Annotated in this window: 12 protein-coding genes; 11 read left to right on the plus strand and 1 reads right to left on the minus strand. The window is 70.8% G+C overall.

Translation table 11 applies throughout. From position 1 onward, the window contains the following. Positions 1 to 159: 159 nt before the first annotated feature. The 10 genes from nuoF to AB0J68_RS11790 all read left to right on the plus strand — a co-directional run bounded on the left by nuoF (position 160) and on the right by AB0J68_RS11790 (position 13,301). Positions 160 to 1,476 carry an NADH-quinone oxidoreductase subunit NuoF gene (gene nuoF, locus AB0J68_RS11745; protein ID WP_344360932.1) on the plus strand — a complete coding sequence of 439 codons (1,317 nt, stop codon included), beginning with the start codon at positions 160 to 162 and terminating at the stop codon, positions 1,474 to 1,476. Beyond that, on the plus strand, positions 1,476 to 3,983 hold the full coding sequence (locus AB0J68_RS11750; RefSeq protein WP_363938050.1) for an NADH-quinone oxidoreductase subunit G: 2,508 nt from the start codon (positions 1,476 to 1,478) through the stop codon (positions 3,981 to 3,983). Before nuoF ends, AB0J68_RS11750 begins: the two co-directional genes overlap by 1 nt. Then, positions 3,980 to 5,332, plus strand: coding sequence for an NADH-quinone oxidoreductase subunit NuoH (nuoH, locus tag AB0J68_RS11755; RefSeq protein ID WP_363938052.1), 1,353 nt, complete (start codon positions 3,980 to 3,982; stop codon positions 5,330 to 5,332). Before AB0J68_RS11750 ends, nuoH begins: the two co-directional genes overlap by 4 nt. Position 5,333: 1 nt before the next feature. Beyond that, positions 5,334 to 5,975 carry an NADH-quinone oxidoreductase subunit NuoI gene (gene nuoI, locus AB0J68_RS11760; RefSeq protein WP_363938054.1) on the plus strand — a complete coding sequence of 214 codons (642 nt, stop codon included), beginning with the start codon at positions 5,334 to 5,336 and terminating at the stop codon, positions 5,973 to 5,975. After that, positions 5,972 to 6,742, plus strand: coding sequence for an NADH-quinone oxidoreductase subunit J (locus tag AB0J68_RS11765; RefSeq protein ID WP_354862050.1), 771 nt, complete (start codon positions 5,972 to 5,974; stop codon positions 6,740 to 6,742). The genes nuoI and AB0J68_RS11765 overlap by 4 nt, the downstream gene beginning before the upstream one ends. Further along, a complete protein-coding gene (gene nuoK / locus AB0J68_RS11770) occupies positions 6,739 to 7,038 on the plus strand; it encodes an NADH-quinone oxidoreductase subunit NuoK (protein WP_007454601.1) in 300 nt (99 codons plus the stop codon). Before AB0J68_RS11765 ends, nuoK begins: the two co-directional genes overlap by 4 nt. 11 nt (positions 7,039 to 7,049) lie before the next feature. Then, on the plus strand, positions 7,050 to 8,975 hold the full coding sequence (gene nuoL, locus AB0J68_RS11775) for an NADH-quinone oxidoreductase subunit L (RefSeq protein WP_355065351.1): 1,926 nt from the start codon (positions 7,050 to 7,052) through the stop codon (positions 8,973 to 8,975). Positions 8,976 to 9,039: 64 nt separating this feature from the next. Further along, the gene (locus AB0J68_RS11780; RefSeq protein ID WP_363938057.1) at positions 9,040 to 10,575 is read left to right on the plus strand and encodes an NADH-quinone oxidoreductase subunit M; all 1,536 of its coding nucleotides are present in this window, start codon (positions 9,040 to 9,042) and stop codon (positions 10,573 to 10,575) included. Next, entirely contained in the window at positions 10,572 to 12,125 is a 1,554-nt protein-coding gene (nuoN, locus tag AB0J68_RS11785) for an NADH-quinone oxidoreductase subunit NuoN (protein ID WP_363938059.1), read from the plus strand. The genes AB0J68_RS11780 and nuoN overlap by 4 nt, the downstream gene beginning before the upstream one ends. Before the next feature lie 90 nt (positions 12,126 to 12,215). After that, positions 12,216 to 13,301 carry a polyprenyl synthetase family protein gene (locus tag AB0J68_RS11790; RefSeq protein WP_354862043.1) on the plus strand — a complete coding sequence of 362 codons (1,086 nt, stop codon included), beginning with the start codon at positions 12,216 to 12,218 and terminating at the stop codon, positions 13,299 to 13,301. 93 nt (positions 13,302 to 13,394) lie between these two features. Here AB0J68_RS11790 and AB0J68_RS11795 read toward each other — a convergent pair whose 3' ends face one another. Beyond that, entirely contained in the window at positions 13,395 to 14,591 is a 1,197-nt protein-coding gene (locus tag AB0J68_RS11795) for an MFS transporter (protein WP_363938062.1), read from the minus strand. A 154-nt stretch (positions 14,592 to 14,745) separates the two neighbouring features. Between AB0J68_RS11795 and AB0J68_RS11800 the strand changes: the two genes are divergently transcribed. Beyond that, entirely contained in the window at positions 14,746 to 15,528 is a 783-nt protein-coding gene (locus AB0J68_RS11800; protein WP_354860437.1) for an IclR family transcriptional regulator C-terminal domain-containing protein, read from the plus strand. Positions 15,529 to 15,569: the final 41 nt, after the last annotated feature.

Below are 15,569 nucleotides of genomic sequence, written 5' to 3' on the forward strand. Positions count from 1 at the left end.
GGCCCAGGCCGCCGGCACGGCGGCCAACCCGCCGGCCGGCGACGGCAAGCCCGCCGGCGACGACGCCGGGGCGCAGGAGCGCAACCTCACCGAAGCGAAGGCCGGAACGGACGCCGACGGCGCCGAATCGGCCGACGCGAGCGAAACGGGGGCCCAGAAGTGACCACTCCCCGCCCGGAGACGCTGGCCAAGCTGACGCCGGTGCTGACCAAGCGCTGGCTGTCGCCGGACGCCTGGCGGATCGGCACGTACGAGCAGCTCGACGGCTACGCCGCGCTGCGCAAGGCGCTCAAGGCCCACCCGGACGACCTGATCCAGCTGATCAAGGACTCCGGGCTGCGCGGTCGGGGTGGCGCCGGCTTCCCCACCGGCCTCAAGTGGGGCTTCATCCCCCAGGGCGACGGCAAGCCGCACTACCTGGTGGTCAACGCCGACGAGGGCGAGCCGGGCACCTGCAAGGACCTGCCGCTGATGACCCACGACCCGCACGCGCTGGTCGAGGGCGTGATCATCGCGTCGTACGCGATCCGGGCCAGCCGCGCGTACATCTACATCCGGGGCGAGGCGGTGCACGCCGCGCGTCGGCTGCGCAACGCCGTCCAGGAGGCGTACGACAAGGGTTACCTGGGCCGGAACATCCTGCGCAGTGGCTACGACCTGGAGCTGGTGGTGCACTCCGGCGCGGGGGCGTACATCTGCGGCGAGGAGACGGCGCTGCTGGACTCGCTGGAGGGGTTCCGGGGTCAGCCCCGGCTGCGCCCGCCGTTCCCGGCCACCCACGGCCTGTACGCGAGCCCGACGGTGGTCAACAACGTTGGCACCATCGCCAGCGTGCCGCCGATCGTGCTCGGTGGGGCCGACTGGTGGAAGACCATGGGCACCGAGAAGTCCTCCGGGCCGATGATCTACTCGCTCTCCGGCCGCATCAACAACCCGGGCCAGTACGAGTGCTCGATGGGCGTCACGCTGCGCGAGCTGCTCGAGCTGGCCGGTGGGATGCAGCCCGGTCACAACCTGAAGTTCTGGACCCCGGGCGGATCGTCCACCCCGCTGCTCGCCGCCGAGCACCTGGACGTGCCACTGGACTTCGAGGGGGTGGCGGCGGCCGGCTCGATCCTCGGCACCACTGCCACCCAGATCTTCTCCGACCAGGACTGCCCGGTCTACGCGACGTACCGGTGGCTGGAGTTCTACCACCACGAGTCGTGCGGCAAGTGCACCCCGTGCCGCGAGGGCAACTACTGGATGGTCCGGGTCTACCGGCGGATCCTCTCGGGTCAGGGCACCCACGAGGACCTGGACACCCTGCTGGACACCTGCGACAACATCCTCGGCCGCTCGTTCTGCGGCCTCGGTGACGGCGCGACCAGCTCGGTGACCTCGTCGCTGAAGTACTTCAAGCAGGACTACCTCGACTACATCGAGGGACGTACCGCACCTAAGCTGTCGGAGAAGACCCTGGTAGGGGCGCACTGATGACCGACGTAGCCAAGCAGACCGAAACCGTCACCCTCACCATCGACGGCGTCGAGGTCACCGCCCCGAAGGGGACGCTGCTGATCCGGGTCGCCGAGCAGATGGGCACCGAGATCCCCCGGTTCTGCGACCACCCGCTGCTGGCCCCGGCCGGCGCGTGCCGCCAGTGCCTGGTCGAGGTGGAAGGGCAGCGCAAGCCGGTCGCCTCCTGCACCCAGACCGTCGCCGACGGCATGGTGGTCCGCACCCAGCTCACCTCGCCTGTCGCTCAGAAGGCGCAGGAGGGGGTGATGGAGCTGCTGCTGCTCAACCACCCTCTGGACTGCCCCATGTGTGACAAGGGCGGCGAGTGCCCCCTGCAGAACCAGGCGATGTCCACCGGCCGCACCGACTCGCGCTTCCACGAGCACAAGCGGGAGTACGAGAAGCCGATGGCGATCAGCAGCCAGGTGCTGCTGGACCGCGAGCGCTGCGTGCTCTGCCAGCGGTGCACCCGGTTCTCTGAGGAGATCGCCGGCGACAAGTTCATCGACCTGATGGGCCGGTCGTCCGCCGAGGAGATCAACATCTACCGGGACGACGCGTACGGCGAGCAGGGCGACGCCGGAGACGTGCCGTTCAACTCCTACTTCTCCGGCAACACCGTGCAGATCTGCCCGGTGGGCGCCCTGACCGGCGCCCAGTACCGGTTCCGGGCCCGCCCGTTCGACCTGGTGTCCAGCCCGAGCGTCTGCGAGCACTGCTCGGCCGGCTGCGGGCAGCGCACCGACTGGCGGCGCGGCAAGGTGCTGCGCCGGCTCGCCGGTGACGAGCCGGCGGTGAACGAGGAGTGGAACTGCGACAAGGGCCGCTGGGGTTTCCAGTACACCCGCGCCGCCGACCGCCTGACCAACCCGCTGGTCCGCGACGAGCACACCGGTGAGCTGCGGGAGGCGTCCTGGAGTGAGGCGCTGACCAGGGCCGCCGAGGGGCTGCACGCGGCCCGCGAGAGCGGCCAGGGCACGGCGGTGCTCACCGGCGGTCGGCTGACCGTCGAGGACGCCTACGCGTACGCCAAGTTCGCCCGGGTCGCGCTGAACACCAACGACATCGACTTCCGGGCCCGCCCGGTCTCCCGCGAGGAGGCCGACTTCCTGGCCAGCTCGGTCGCCGGGGTCACCGACGTCACCTACACCGACGTGGAGAACGCGCCGGCGGTGGTGCTGGTCGGCCTGGAGCCGGAGGAGGAGTGCCCGATCCTCTTCCTGCGGCTGCGCAAGGCGTACCTCAAGAAGACCCTGACGGTGTACGCGCTGGCGCCGTTCGCCACCCGCGGCCTGGAGAAGCTCGGTGCCAAGCTGGCCCGGGTCGTGCCGGGCGAGGAGGCCAGCGTGCTCGCCGAGCACGCCACGGTCACCGAGGCGCTCAGCGCCCCGGGCGCGATCCTCATCGTCGGTGAGCGGCTGGCCAGCGTGCCGGGTGGGCTCTCCGCCGCGGCGGACGTGGCTCGCCGTACCGGCGCGAAGCTGGCCTGGGTGCCGCGGCGCGCGGGTGACCGCGGCGCGGTCGACGCCGGCTGCCTGCCCAACCTGCTCCCCGGTGGCCGGCTGGTCACCGAGCCGGCCGCGCGGGCCGAGCTGGGCGAGGCGTGGGACATCCCGGCCGGGGTGATCCCGAGCCAGGCCGGTCGGGACACCGACGGCATCCTGGCGGCGGCCGCCAACGGGCAGCTCGGTGCGCTGGTGGTCGGCGGTGTCGACCCGGCCGACCTGGCCGACCCGCGGCTGGCGGAGACCGCTCTGGACGCGGTGCCGTTCCTGGTCAGCCTGGAACTGCGCGCGAGCGCGGTGACCCGGCGGGCCGACGTGGTGCTGCCGGTGGCCCCGGTGGTCGAGAAGGCCGGCAGCTTCCTGGACTGGGAGGGTCGCCTGCGTCCGTTCGAGGCGGTGCTGAACACCGCCGCGATGACCGACGGCCGGGTGCTCGACGCGCTGGCCGCGCTGCTCGACGTGCGGCTCGGCACCGCCGACGTGCCGAGTGTGCGTCGGGAGCTGGGCTCGCTGCCGGCCACGCGCACGTCCCGGCCGTCCGCGCCGTCGGTGTCGCCGGGGACGGTGCCGCACCCGCGTGCCGGGGAGGCCGTGCTGGCGACCTGGCACCAGCTGGTCGACCTCGGCACCCTGACCGACGGCGACGAGCACCTCGCCGGCACCGCCCGCCCGCCGGTCGTCCGGCTGGGCAAGGGCACCGCCGAGGCACTCGGTGTGGCCGACGGGGACGCGGTCACGGTGGGCACCGACCGCGGGGCGCTGACCCTGCCGGCGGAGCTGACCGAGATGCCGGACGGCGTCGTCTGGCTGCCGACCAACTCACCCGGTTCGACCGTGCGGCGCAGCCTCGGGGCGACGTCCGGCGCGGTCGTCCGGATCTCCGTTCCCGCACCGAGCGCGACCGTTCCGGCCGGGCGGGTCGCGGCGGACGAGGCCGGTCTTCCGGGTCCGCTCCTCAACACTGGGGGTAACCAGTGACTTCGTCACTCCTGGCCCAGGACCCGACGCTGGCCGACTTCGGTCGGGATCCGTGGTGGCTGGTCCTTGGCAAGATCGTCTTCGCGTTCGCCTTCGGTCTGCTGGCCACCCTGCTCGGTGTCTGGTTCGAGCGGCGCGTGGTGGGCTACATGCAGGTGCGGCCCGGCCCCAACCAGGTCGGCCCGTTCGGCCTGCTGCAGACCCTCGCCGACGGCCTCAAGATGGCCTTCAAGGAGGACATCCTGCCGAAGGCGGCCGACAAGGTCGTCTACTTCTTCGCCCCGACGATCTCGGTGATCTGCGCGGTCACCGCGCTGTCGGTGGTGCCGTTCGGCCCGATGGTGAGCATCGCCGGGCACCACACGCCGTTGCAGGTCACCGACGTGCCGGTGGCGGTGCTGCTGCTGCTGGCCTGCTCCTCGATGGGCGTCTACGGCATCGTGCTGGGCGGGTGGGCCTCCGGCTCGACGTACCCGCTGCTCGGCGGTCTGCGGTCGAGCGCCCAGATGATCTCCTACGAGGTCGCCATGGGGCTCTCCATCGTGGCCGTCTTCATGACCGCCGGCACGATGAGCACCAGCGGGATCGTCGCCGCGCAGGGCGACGCCACCCGGCTGACCCTCTTCGGCACCGAGATCCCGGCCCCGGGCTGGTACGCGATCCTGCTGCTGCCCAGCTTCGTCATCTTCTTCATCGCCACCGTCGGCGAGACCAACCGGGCGCCGTTCGACCTGCCCGAGGCCGAGTCCGAGCTGGTCGCCGGCTTCATGACGGAGTACAGCTCGCTGAAGTTCGCGCTCTTCATGCTCAGCGAGTACGTCGCGATGGTGACCATGTCCGCGGTCACCACCACGCTGTTCCTCGGCGGCTGGCGGGCGCCGTGGCCGATCACGCTCTGGGAGGGCGCCAACTCCGGTTGGTGGCCGATGCTCTGGTTCTTCGGCAAGGTGATCGCGCTGGTCTTCGTCTTCGTGTGGCTGCGTGGCACGCTGCCCCGGCTGCGCTACGACCAGTTCATGCGCTTCGGCTGGAAGGTGCTGCTGCCGATCAACCTGGTCTGGATCCTGGTCCTGTCGGGCCTGCGCTCCATCGAGGACTGGGACTCGCGCGGCAAGCTGATCGCGGTCGGCATCCCGGCCGGCGTGCTGTTGCTCGCCACCCTGTTCTGGCCGAGTCGTCGCCCGCAGCCCAAGCCGACCGCGCAGGAGCAGGTGGACAGCCGGCCGTACGGGAGCTTCCCGCTGCCACCGATGGATCTACAGGTACCACCGAGCCCGCGTATCACGCGCGTGGTCGCCGAGCGGGAGCCGGCCAACATCGTCGCCGGCTCGGACTCCAGGGAGGTGTGACGTGGGCGCGATCACCGGAACGTTCAAGGGATTCGGTGTCACCTTCTCGCACATGTTCAGGAAGGTCGTCACGACCGACTATCCGTTCAAGCCGCCGGTGTCGGCGCCGCGCTACCACGGGCGGCACATCCTCAACCGGCATCCGGACGGCCTGGAGAAGTGCATCGGCTGCGAGCTGTGCGCCTGGGCCTGCCCGGCGGACGCGATCTACGTCGAGGGCGGCGACAACACCGACGAGCAGCGCCTCTCGCCCGGTGAGCGGTACGCCAGCACCTACCAGATCAACTACGCGCGGTGCATCTTCTGCGGGCTCTGCATCGAGGCCTGCCCGACCCGTTCGCTCACCATGAGCAACGAGTACGAGCTGGCCCGGGACAACCGGCAGGACCTGATCTTCACGAAGGAGCAGCTGCTCGCTCCGCTGCTCGAGGGCATGGAGCAGCCGCCGCACCCGATGCGCCTGGGTGACAGCGAGAAGGACTACTACGTCGGCGCGCTGGACAACCCGGGCACGTCCGCCGGTGCCGAGACGTCCCCCATGAGCCCCGGCCGCTACCAGGTCGAGGAGCACCCCGGCGTGACGTTCCCGGGCGCCGAGCAGGCCGCCCAGCGCGCGGCGGCCGGCAAGGGAGAGGGAGCATGACCACGTCTACGGTGCTGGCCGCGGCGGGCGGGGTGTCCGGCGGCGAGGAGGTCACCTTCTGGATCCTCGCGCCGCTCGCGCTCATCGGCGCGATCGGGATGGTGGCGGCCCGCAACGCGGTGCACTCGGCGCTCTGGCTGGTGCTCACGATGCTCTGCCTGGGCGTGTTCTACGTACTCCAGGCCGGGCCGTTCATCGGCATGGTGCAGATCATCGTCTACACCGGCGCGATCATGATGCTCTTCCTGTTCGTGCTGATGCTGGTGGGCAGGGACGCCTCCGACTCGTTGATCGAGACGCTGCGCGGTCAGCGCGTCGCCGCGATCCTGCTGGGGCTCGGCTTCGCCGGCCTGGTCGGCACCGCCGTCTACAACGCCATGGACAAGACCACGGCGGTCGGCCTGGACCAGGCCAACGCCGAAGGCAACGTGCAGGGCATCGCCCGGCTGCTGTTCACCAAGTACGTCTTCGCGTTCGAGCTGACCTCGGCGCTGCTGATCACCGCGGCGGTCGGCGCCATGGTGCTCGCGCACGTCGAGCGGCGCAAGCAGGACAAGGTCGACCAGCCGTCGACGATGCGGGCGCGCTTCGCGCCGGGCAACTACCCCGGCCCCAAGCCGGGCCCCGGCGTCTTCGCCACCTCCTCCTCGGTGGCCACCCCGGCGCGGCTGCCGGACGGGCGGCTCACCGAGCGGAGCACGCCGGACATCCTGCCGGTCCGCGAGCTGACCGCGCAGGAGACCACGCTGAAGGGGACCGACCAGTGACGCCCAATCATTACCTCGTGCTGGCGGCGGTGCTGTTCACCATCGGCGCGTCCGGGGTGCTCATCCGGCGCAACGCGATCGTGCTGTTCATGTGTGTCGAGCTGATGCTCAACGCGGCCAACCTGACGCTGGTCACCTTCAGCCGGATCAACGGTGACCTCAACGGCCAGATCATGGCGTTCTTCGTGATGGTGGTGGCCGCGGCCGAGGTCGTCGTCGGCCTCGCGATCATCATGTCCATCTTCCGGACCCGGCGCTCGGCGAGTGTCGACGACGCCAACCTGCTCAAGTACTAAGGGGCAAGCGAGTGGAAGAGACTGTGCAGTACGCAGAGGCCACGGGCTTGCTCGGCAGCGTCTGGCTGCTGGTGGCGATCCCGCTGGTCAGCGCGGCCATCCTGCTGCTGCTCGGCCGGCGGGCCGACCGCTGGGGGCACTGGTTGGGCGTCGCGGCCATCGGCGCCGCGTTCGTGCTCGGGCTGGCGTCCTTCTTCCAGCTGCGCGGCCTGGAGAACAAGTCGGCCGAGCTGAGCCTCTGGGACTTCATCGCGGTCGGTGATCTGCGGGTCGACTTCGGCCTGCTTTTCGACCCGCTGGCCGCGGTCTTCGTCCTGCTGATCACCGGCGTCGGGTTCCTGATCCACCTGTACGCCGTCGAGTACATGGCGCACGACGCGGGTCGCCGCCGGTTCTTCGCGTACTTCAACCTGTTCGTCGCGGCCATGCTGCTGCTGGTGCTCGGCAACAACTACGTGATGCTGTACTTCGGCTGGGAGGGCGTCGGTCTGGCGTCGTACCTGCTGATCTCCTTCTGGTACGGGCGGCCGAGCGCCGCCACGGCCGGCAAGAAGGCGTTCCTGATGAACCGGGTCGGCGACACCGGCCTCGCCATCGGCATCTTCATCATGTTCGCGACCCTGGGCACCACCCAGTACGACGAGGTGTTCAACGGTGTCGGCGCGTTGACCGGCACCACCGTGCTGGTGCTCGGCCTGCTGCTGCTGCTCGGTGCGGCCGGTAAGTCCGGCCAGTTCCCGCTCCAGGCGTGGCTGCCGGACGCGATGGAGGGCCCCACTCCGGTGTCGGCGCTCATCCACGCCGCCACCATGGTCACGGCGGGCGTCTACCTGATCGCCCGGTCCAACCCGATCTTCTCCGCCAACTCGACGCTCCAGCTCGTGGTGGTCAGCGTCGGCGCGCTCACCCTGCTGATGGGCTGCGTCATCGGCGCGGCGAAGGACGACATCAAGCGGGTGCTGGCCTGGTCGACGGTCAGCCAGATCGGCTACATGTTCCTCGGCGTCGGCCTCGGCGGTGGCGCGTACGCGCTGGCCATCGTGCACCTGCTGGCGCACGGCTTCTTCAAGGCCAACATGTTCCTGGGCGCCGGCTCGGTCATGCACGGGATGAAGGACCAGGTGGACATCCGCCGCTTCGGCGGGCTGTCGACGTACATGAAGGTCACCTGGCTGACGTTCATGATGGGCTGGCTGGCCATCATCGGCATGTTCCCGTTCTCCGGCTTCTTCTCGAAGGAGCCGATCATCGTGGCCGCCTTCGAGCGGGAGGACTGGACCGCCTGGCTCTTCGGCGGGGCGGCGCTGCTCGGCGCCGGACTGACCGCGTTCTACATGACCCGGCTGTTCGTGCTCACCTTCCACGGCCCGAAGCGGTGGACCGAGGACATCGAGCACCCGCACGAGTCGCCGAGGCTGATGACCATCCCGCTGATCCTGCTGGCGGTCGGCTCGGTCGGCGCCGGTTTCCTGCTCTCCACGTCCGTTCCGGACTGGCTGACGGCGACCGCCGGGCTGGGCGGCGAGCACGCGGAGCACGAGGCGGTCCTCGCGCACGGCGTGATCACCGCGCTCTCGCTGGTGGTGACGGTGCTCGGCGCCGGGCTGGCCTGGTTCCTGTTCCGGGCCGGTACGGCCACCGCGCCGCAGCCGGCCGGGGTGCTGGTCACCGCCGCCCGGCGCAACCTCTACACCGACGCGGTCAACGAGGCGGTCTTCGAGAAGCCGGGCATCTTCCTCACCCGGGCGCTGGTCTTCCTCGACAACCGGGGCATCGACGGGCTGGTCAACGGGCTCGCCGCCGGCGTCGGCGGCGGTTCGGGCCGGCTCCGGCGGCTGCAGACCGGTTTCGTCCGCTCGTACGCCACCTCGATCCTGGCCGGTGCGCTGCTGGTGATGGCGGCGTTCCTGGCGGTGCAGGCGGGGTGGTTGGCGTGATCGACCTGAATACGCCCGCCCCCGCCGGCGGACCACGCATCCACGACGGAGGTAAGGCCGCATAATGTCCAACTTCCCGTTCCTCTCGGTGCTCACCGTGGCGCCGCTGGTGGGCGCCCTGGTGGTGGCCTTCCTGCCGCGCCACCGGCCGGAGCTGGCCAAGCAGGTGGCGTTCGTCTGGTCGCTGCTGGTCCTGGTGCTCTCGGTGGTGATGTGGGTCAGCTTCAACGCGGGCGGTGACCGCTTCCAGTTCCGGGAGTCGTACTCCTGGATCCCGAACTGGGGCGTCAGCTTCACCTTCGCGACCGACGGCATCGCGCTGGTGATGCTCATGCTGATCGCGGTGCTGGTGCCGCTGGTGATCCTGGCCTCCTGGCACGACGCGGAGTCCTCCAAGCGGTCCATCCCGGTCTACTTCGCGCTGCTGCTGATCCTCGAGAGCACGATGATCGGCGTCTTCGCCGCCGCCGACGTCTTCCTGTTCTACGTGTTCTTCGAGGTCATGCTGGTGCCGATGTACTTCCTGATCGGCAGCTACGGCGGCCACCAGCGGCAGTACGCGGCGGTGAAGTTCTTCCTCTACTCGCTGGTCGGCGGTCTGTTCATGCTGGCCGCGGTGATCGGCCTCTGGGTGGTCGGCGGAAAGACCTTCGACTGGCAGGCGCTGTCGCAGGTGGACATCAGCACCGGCACCGAGCGGTGGTTGTTCCTCGGCTTCTTCCTCGCGTTCGCCATCAAGGCCCCGTTCTTCCCGTTCCACACCTGGCTGCCGGACGCCGGTGGCGCCGCCCCGGCGGGCGCCGCCGCGTTGCTGGTCGGTGTGCTGGACAAGGTCGGCACGTTCGGGATCCTGCGCTACTGCCTGCCGCTGTTCCCGGAGGCGTCGAAGTGGTTCGCGCCGTGGGCGCTGGCGCTGGGCGTGATCGGCATCATCTACGCGGCGCTGCTGGCGGTCGGCCAGAACGACCTCAAGCGGCTCGTGTCGTACACGTCGATCGCGCACTTCGGGTTCATCGGGGTGGGTATCTTCGCCTTCACCACCCAGGCCGGTACGGGCGCGGTGCTCTACATGCTCAACCACGGTCTGGCCACCGGCCTGCTGTTCCTGGTGGTCGGCATGCTGATCTCCCGGCGTGGCTCGTCGTTGATCAGTGACTTCGGCGGCGCCGGCAAGCTGGTCCCGGTGCTCGCCGGTGTGCTGTTCTTCGCCGGTCTCGCCTCGCTCGCGCTGCCCGGCACCGCGCCGTTCATCTCCGAGTTCCTGGTGCTGATCGGCACGTTCACGGTGAACAAGCCGGTGGCGGTCATCGCCACGGTCGGCATCATCCTGGCGGCGGCGTACGTGCTGTGGATGGTGCAGCGCACCACGCAGGGCACGCTCAATCCGGCGCTGACCGAGGTCGACGGGATGCGCCGGGACCTCAACCTGCGCGAGAAGGTCGTGGTCGCCCCGCTGGTCGCGCTGATCGTCCTGCTCGGCTTCTATCCCAAGCCGGTCACCGATGTGATCAACCCGGCCGTCCAGGCGACCATGGACGACATCGGCAGAACCGACCCGGCCCCGACCGTGGGCGGCACCGTCCAGGAGGCGGCAAAGTGACCGAGTTGAAATTGCCGTCGCTCGACTACGCGGCACTCGCCCCGATCATGATCATGCTGGGCACCGCGTTGCTCGGTGTGCTGGTCGAGGCGTTCGTGCCGCGCCGCTCGCGGCACGTGGTGCAGCTGACGTTGGCGCTGCTGGCCGTCCTCGCCGCGCTGACCATGGTGGTCCTCAACGCCGACGACCGGCTCGTCACGGCCGGTCAGTCCATCGCGGTGGACGGGCCGACGCTCTTCCTCCAGGGCGCCATCCTGGTGCTGGCCGCGATGGCGCTGCTGCTGATCGGTGACCGTTCTGTCGAGCGGGGCGGCGCGTTCGTCGCCCAGGCCGCGGTGACCGCCGAGTCGGCCGACGACCGCAAGCAGGCCGAGGGGCGCAACGGGCTCACCGAGGTGTACCCGCTCGTCACGTTCGCGATCGGCGGCATGCTGATCTTCGTGGCGGCGAACGACCTGCTGACCATGTTCATCGCGCTGGAGGTCTTCTCCCTGCCGCTCTACCTGCTCTGCGCGCTGGCCCGCCGCCGGCGTCTGCTGAGCCAGGAGGCGGCGATGAAGTACTTCCTGCTCGGCGCGTACGCCTCGGCGTTCTTCCTGTTCGGGGTGGCCCTGATCTACGGCTTCACCGCCGGTGTTCCCGGCCGGTCGGCCGGGGTCGACTTCGCCACCGTCAACGCGGCGGTGAGTGAGTCGCCGGCCAGCCCGGTGCTGCTCTTCGCCGGCATGGCGCTGCTCGCCATCGGTCTGCTCTTCAAGGCCGCGGCGGCCCCGTTCCACGTGTGGACGCCGGACGTCTACCAGGGTGCGCCGACCCCGGTCACCGGCTTCATGGCCGCCTGCACCAAGGTCGCGGCGTTCGGCGCGCTGCTGCGCGTCTTCCACGTCGCGTTCGAGGGCGGGGGTTGGGACTTCACGCCGGTGCTCGGTGCGGTGGCGGTGCTGACCATGCTGGTCGGCGCGGTACTCGCGGTCACCCAGACCGACATCAAGCGGCTGCTCGCGTACTCCTCGATCGCCAACGCCGGCTACCTGCTGGTCGGTGTGCTGGCGCCGAGTCGCGACGGTCTCACCGGCACGATGTTCTACCTGGTCGCGTACGGCTTCTCGGTGCTGGCCGCGTTCGCGGTGGTGACCCTGGTGCGTGACGCCGACGGGGAGGCCACCCACCTGTCCCGCTGGGCCGGGCTGGGGCAGCGCTCGCCGTTCTACGCCGGGCTGTTCACGTTCATCCTGCTGGCGTTCGCCGGTATCCCGCTGACCAGCGGCTTCACCAGCAAGTTCGCGGTCTTCGGGCCGGCGTGGGAGAGCGGGCACGTGTGGCTGGTGGTGGCCGGCGTGCTGACCAGCATGGTGCTGGCGTTCCCGTACCTGCGGGTCGTGGTGATGATGTGGCTGTCCGAGCCGGGCGAGTCCACGCCGACGGTCACCGTGCCGGGCGGCCTCACGTCCGCCGCGCTGATGGTCGGCGTGCTGGCCACCCTGGCGCTGGGTGTCGCCCCTGGTCCACTGCTCGACCTGGCTACCGGAGCCGCAGAATTCGTGCGGTGAGACGTACCTCGGACACCGGGGGCCGGCGCGCGACAGCGTGCCGGCCCCCGCTGCGTATCCCCGACCCGGAGCAGGTCGAACGGGTGTGGCATGGTTGATGGTGTGGTGATTCCGGCTGGCGAGCGTTCAGGTGCCACCGGTTCCGGCGGTCGCCGGGGTCGGGCGAGCACGAGTCAGTTCGGCGCGCTCGGCCTCCATCTTGCCGATCCCCGCGTCGAGGCGTCCGTGCTGGGGCTGCTGGACGCGGTCGAGGTCGAGCTGCGGGCCAGTGTGGCCAGCGCCGACCCGTTCGTCACCGAGGCGGCCCGGCACCTCCTGGAGGCCGGCGGAAAGCGGTTCCGGCCGCTGCTGGTGGCGCTCGGCGCTCAGTTCGGCGATCCGTCGGGCGCGCAGGTGGTCCCGGCGGCCGTGGTGATGGAGCTCACCCACCTGGCCACCCTCTACCACGACGACGTGATGGACGAGGCCGCCGTGCGGCGGGGCGCACCGAGCGCCAACTCGCGTTGGACCAACTCGGTCGCCATCCTGGTCGGCGACTACCTCTTCGCCCGCGCCGCGGACATCGCGGCCGATCTGGGCCCCGAGGCCGTCAGGTTGCAGGCGCGTACCTTCGCCCGCCTGGTGCACGGTCAGATCGCGGAGACGGTGGGTCCACGCGCCGGGGAGGACCCGGTCGCGCACTACCTGAGCGTGATCGCCGAGAAGACCGGATCGCTGATCGCCACGTCGGTCCGGTTCGGCGGCATGTTCGGCGGCGCCCCGGCCGAGCAGGTCGAGGCCCTCGCCGGCTACGGCGAGACGATCGGCGTCGCGTTCCAGCTCACCGACGACCTGCTGGACATCGCTTCCGAGTCGGTGCAGTCGGGCAAGACGCCCGGTACGGACCTGCGCGAGGGTGTCCCGACGCTGCCGGTGCTCTACGCCCGTGCGGCCGACGACTCCGACGCCGCGTCGGTGCGGCTACGGGAGATCCTGGCGACCGGCCCGTTGACCGACGACGCGCTGCACGCCGAGGCCCTGGGGCTGCTCCGGGAGAGCCCGGCGCTCAAGCGCGCCCGGGAGACCGTGCGCAGCTACGCCGAGGACGCCCGCGCGCGCCTGGCCCCGCTCCCCGCGAGCGCGTCACGCCAGGCGCTGGAATCGCTCTGCGACTACATCGCCGACCGCACCAGCTAACCCCCACCCCCACCCCCCCACCCCCGGCCGTCACTCGGTTGATCATGAAGTTATTGCCCCGACACGCCGTCTGATCGGGCAATAACTTCATGATCACGCGGGGTTGGGGCGGGCGGCGGTCAGGAGGCGGCTGCCCATCAGCATGAGGGCGGCGGCGAGCAGCATCGCCACCGCCGCCGTGGCCCACATGGCCGGGTAGCCGAAGTGGGCGGCGAGCGGGCCGAGGCTCAACGGGCCGAGGCAGCCGCCCGCGTACACCCCGGTCTGCGTGATCGAAGTGGCGGCGGCCGGGGCCTGCGGGTGCAGCCGGACCACCGCGAAGTTCATGAGGCCGGGCCACGCCCAGCCCAGGCCGAAGCCGAGCACCACGCCGGCCACCAACGGCACCGGGCCGGCCACCGCGAGCAGACCGAGCCCGGTCGCCCCGACCACCAGCATCGCGGCGATGAGCGCGACGTGACCGCTGGCCCGGCGGTCGGCCAGTCCGCCGGCGCCCACCCGGGCGGCCACGCAGACCGCGCTGCCCAGGGTCAGGGTGAGGCCGGCGAGGCCCGGCGAGAGACCCCGGGCGGCGGCCGAGTCCACCAGGAAGGTGCCCAGCGCGTTGGCCGCGCCCGCCGCCAACGTCGCCGCCGCGCCGAGCACCACCAGCGCCGTCGTGGCCCGGCCCGCGCGCGTCGCGTCGGCCCGTCGGTCCCGGCCGGGCAGCTGCCGGGGTACGGCCGGCAGCGTCGTCAGCGCCGTGACGGCCGCGGCCACGAACGCCCAGCGCCACCCGGCGGTGAGCGCGATGGTGGGCACCGCCGCGCCGGCCAGCAGGGTGGAGACCGGAATGGCCGCCTGCTTGACACCGAACGACAGCCCCTGCCGGTTCGGGGGCACATGCTGGGCCAGTGCGGCGTTGCTGGCCAGTTGGCCGAGGGCGTTGGCGGCGGCGCTGAGCGCCAGCAGGGCGAGCAGCACCTCGTACGAGCGGGCGACCGCCGCCACGGCCAGCATCGACCCGGAGGCCAGCACGATGCCGCAGCGGGCCACCACGGCCGGCCCGTACCGCTCGACGAGCCGGCCGGAGGGCACCGAGGCCAGCGCGCTCACGCCGAAGTAGACGGACACGGCCAGGCCCAGCCCGGCCGGGGAGAACCCGAGGTCCGCTCCCATCTGCACGGCGAGGCCGCCGAGGAGGAAGACGGGCAGTACGCAGGCCACAGTGGTGGCGACGGCACCGGCACTGGCCCGGATCGGGCGGGTCCGGGCGCGGTCTTCAGCGGGGGTGAGGGCGGTGTTGGTCATCGTCCGGCAAACCTACGCGAGTCAGACTCGGACCACTCCCGGTGACCAGTGGCCTACGAGGAGTGGATGGTGATCTGGCATCCTCGACCCGAACAGGCATTTCGCACCCGGCCTGTTTTTCATATGGTGTAAGTCCCCGGCGGCGGAGGTGGTTGTGCGCGACCCCTTGGCAGAACCCTCGGACCTGATCCGCAGCGTGTCCCGAGCACTGCGGGTGCTCGAGTCGGTCGGTCGCGCTCCGAAGGGCCTGACCGTCAAGCAGATCGCCCGACGGTGCGAGCTGACCGTGGCCACCACCTACCACCTGGTCCGCACGCTCGCCTACGAGGGCTACGTGATCCGTCGGGAGGACGGCACGTACATCGTGGGGCTGGAGGTGGCCGACCGTTACCGCGAGCTGGTGACCGCGTTCCGGGGCCCGCCGGTGGTCGGTGAGACGTTGCGCCGGGCCGCCGTGGACACCGGCTACAGCCACTACCTGGGCCGCTTCGTCGGCGGTCAGGTCGCCATCACGGCGGTGGCCGAGGGGCACCGCTCGCCCTACCTGGAAGACCTGGTCCCCGGCTTCGACGAGGGGGCGCACGCGACCGCCCTCGGCAAGTCCCTGCTCGCCACCCTCACCACCGAGCAGCGTTTCCGCTACCTGCGCGAGTACGGCATGCGCTCGTTCACCACCGCGACGCTGACCACCACCGAGGCGTTCGAGGCCGACCTGGCCGCCGGCGACCGGCGCGGGATGCAGCTGGAGCTGGGGCAGTTCCGCCAGGGTGTGGCCTGCGCGGCGGTGCTCGTCACGCCGGACAAGGACATGGAACGTCGGGTCGTGCTGGCCTGCGCCCTGCCGGCGAGCGAGATGATGACCTCCGCTCGGGTCGTCCGGGCCAAGCTGCTCACCGTCGCCCGCACGGTCGCCGACGGCATCGCCGCCGACCACTGACCCGCCGGATGCCGAGAGGCCCTCTCCCGGGCTGGGAGAGG

The sequence above is a fragment of the Micromonospora sp. NPDC049580 genome (assembly GCF_040675595.1).
Taxonomy (GTDB): Bacteria; Actinomycetota; Actinomycetes; order Mycobacteriales; family Micromonosporaceae; genus Micromonospora.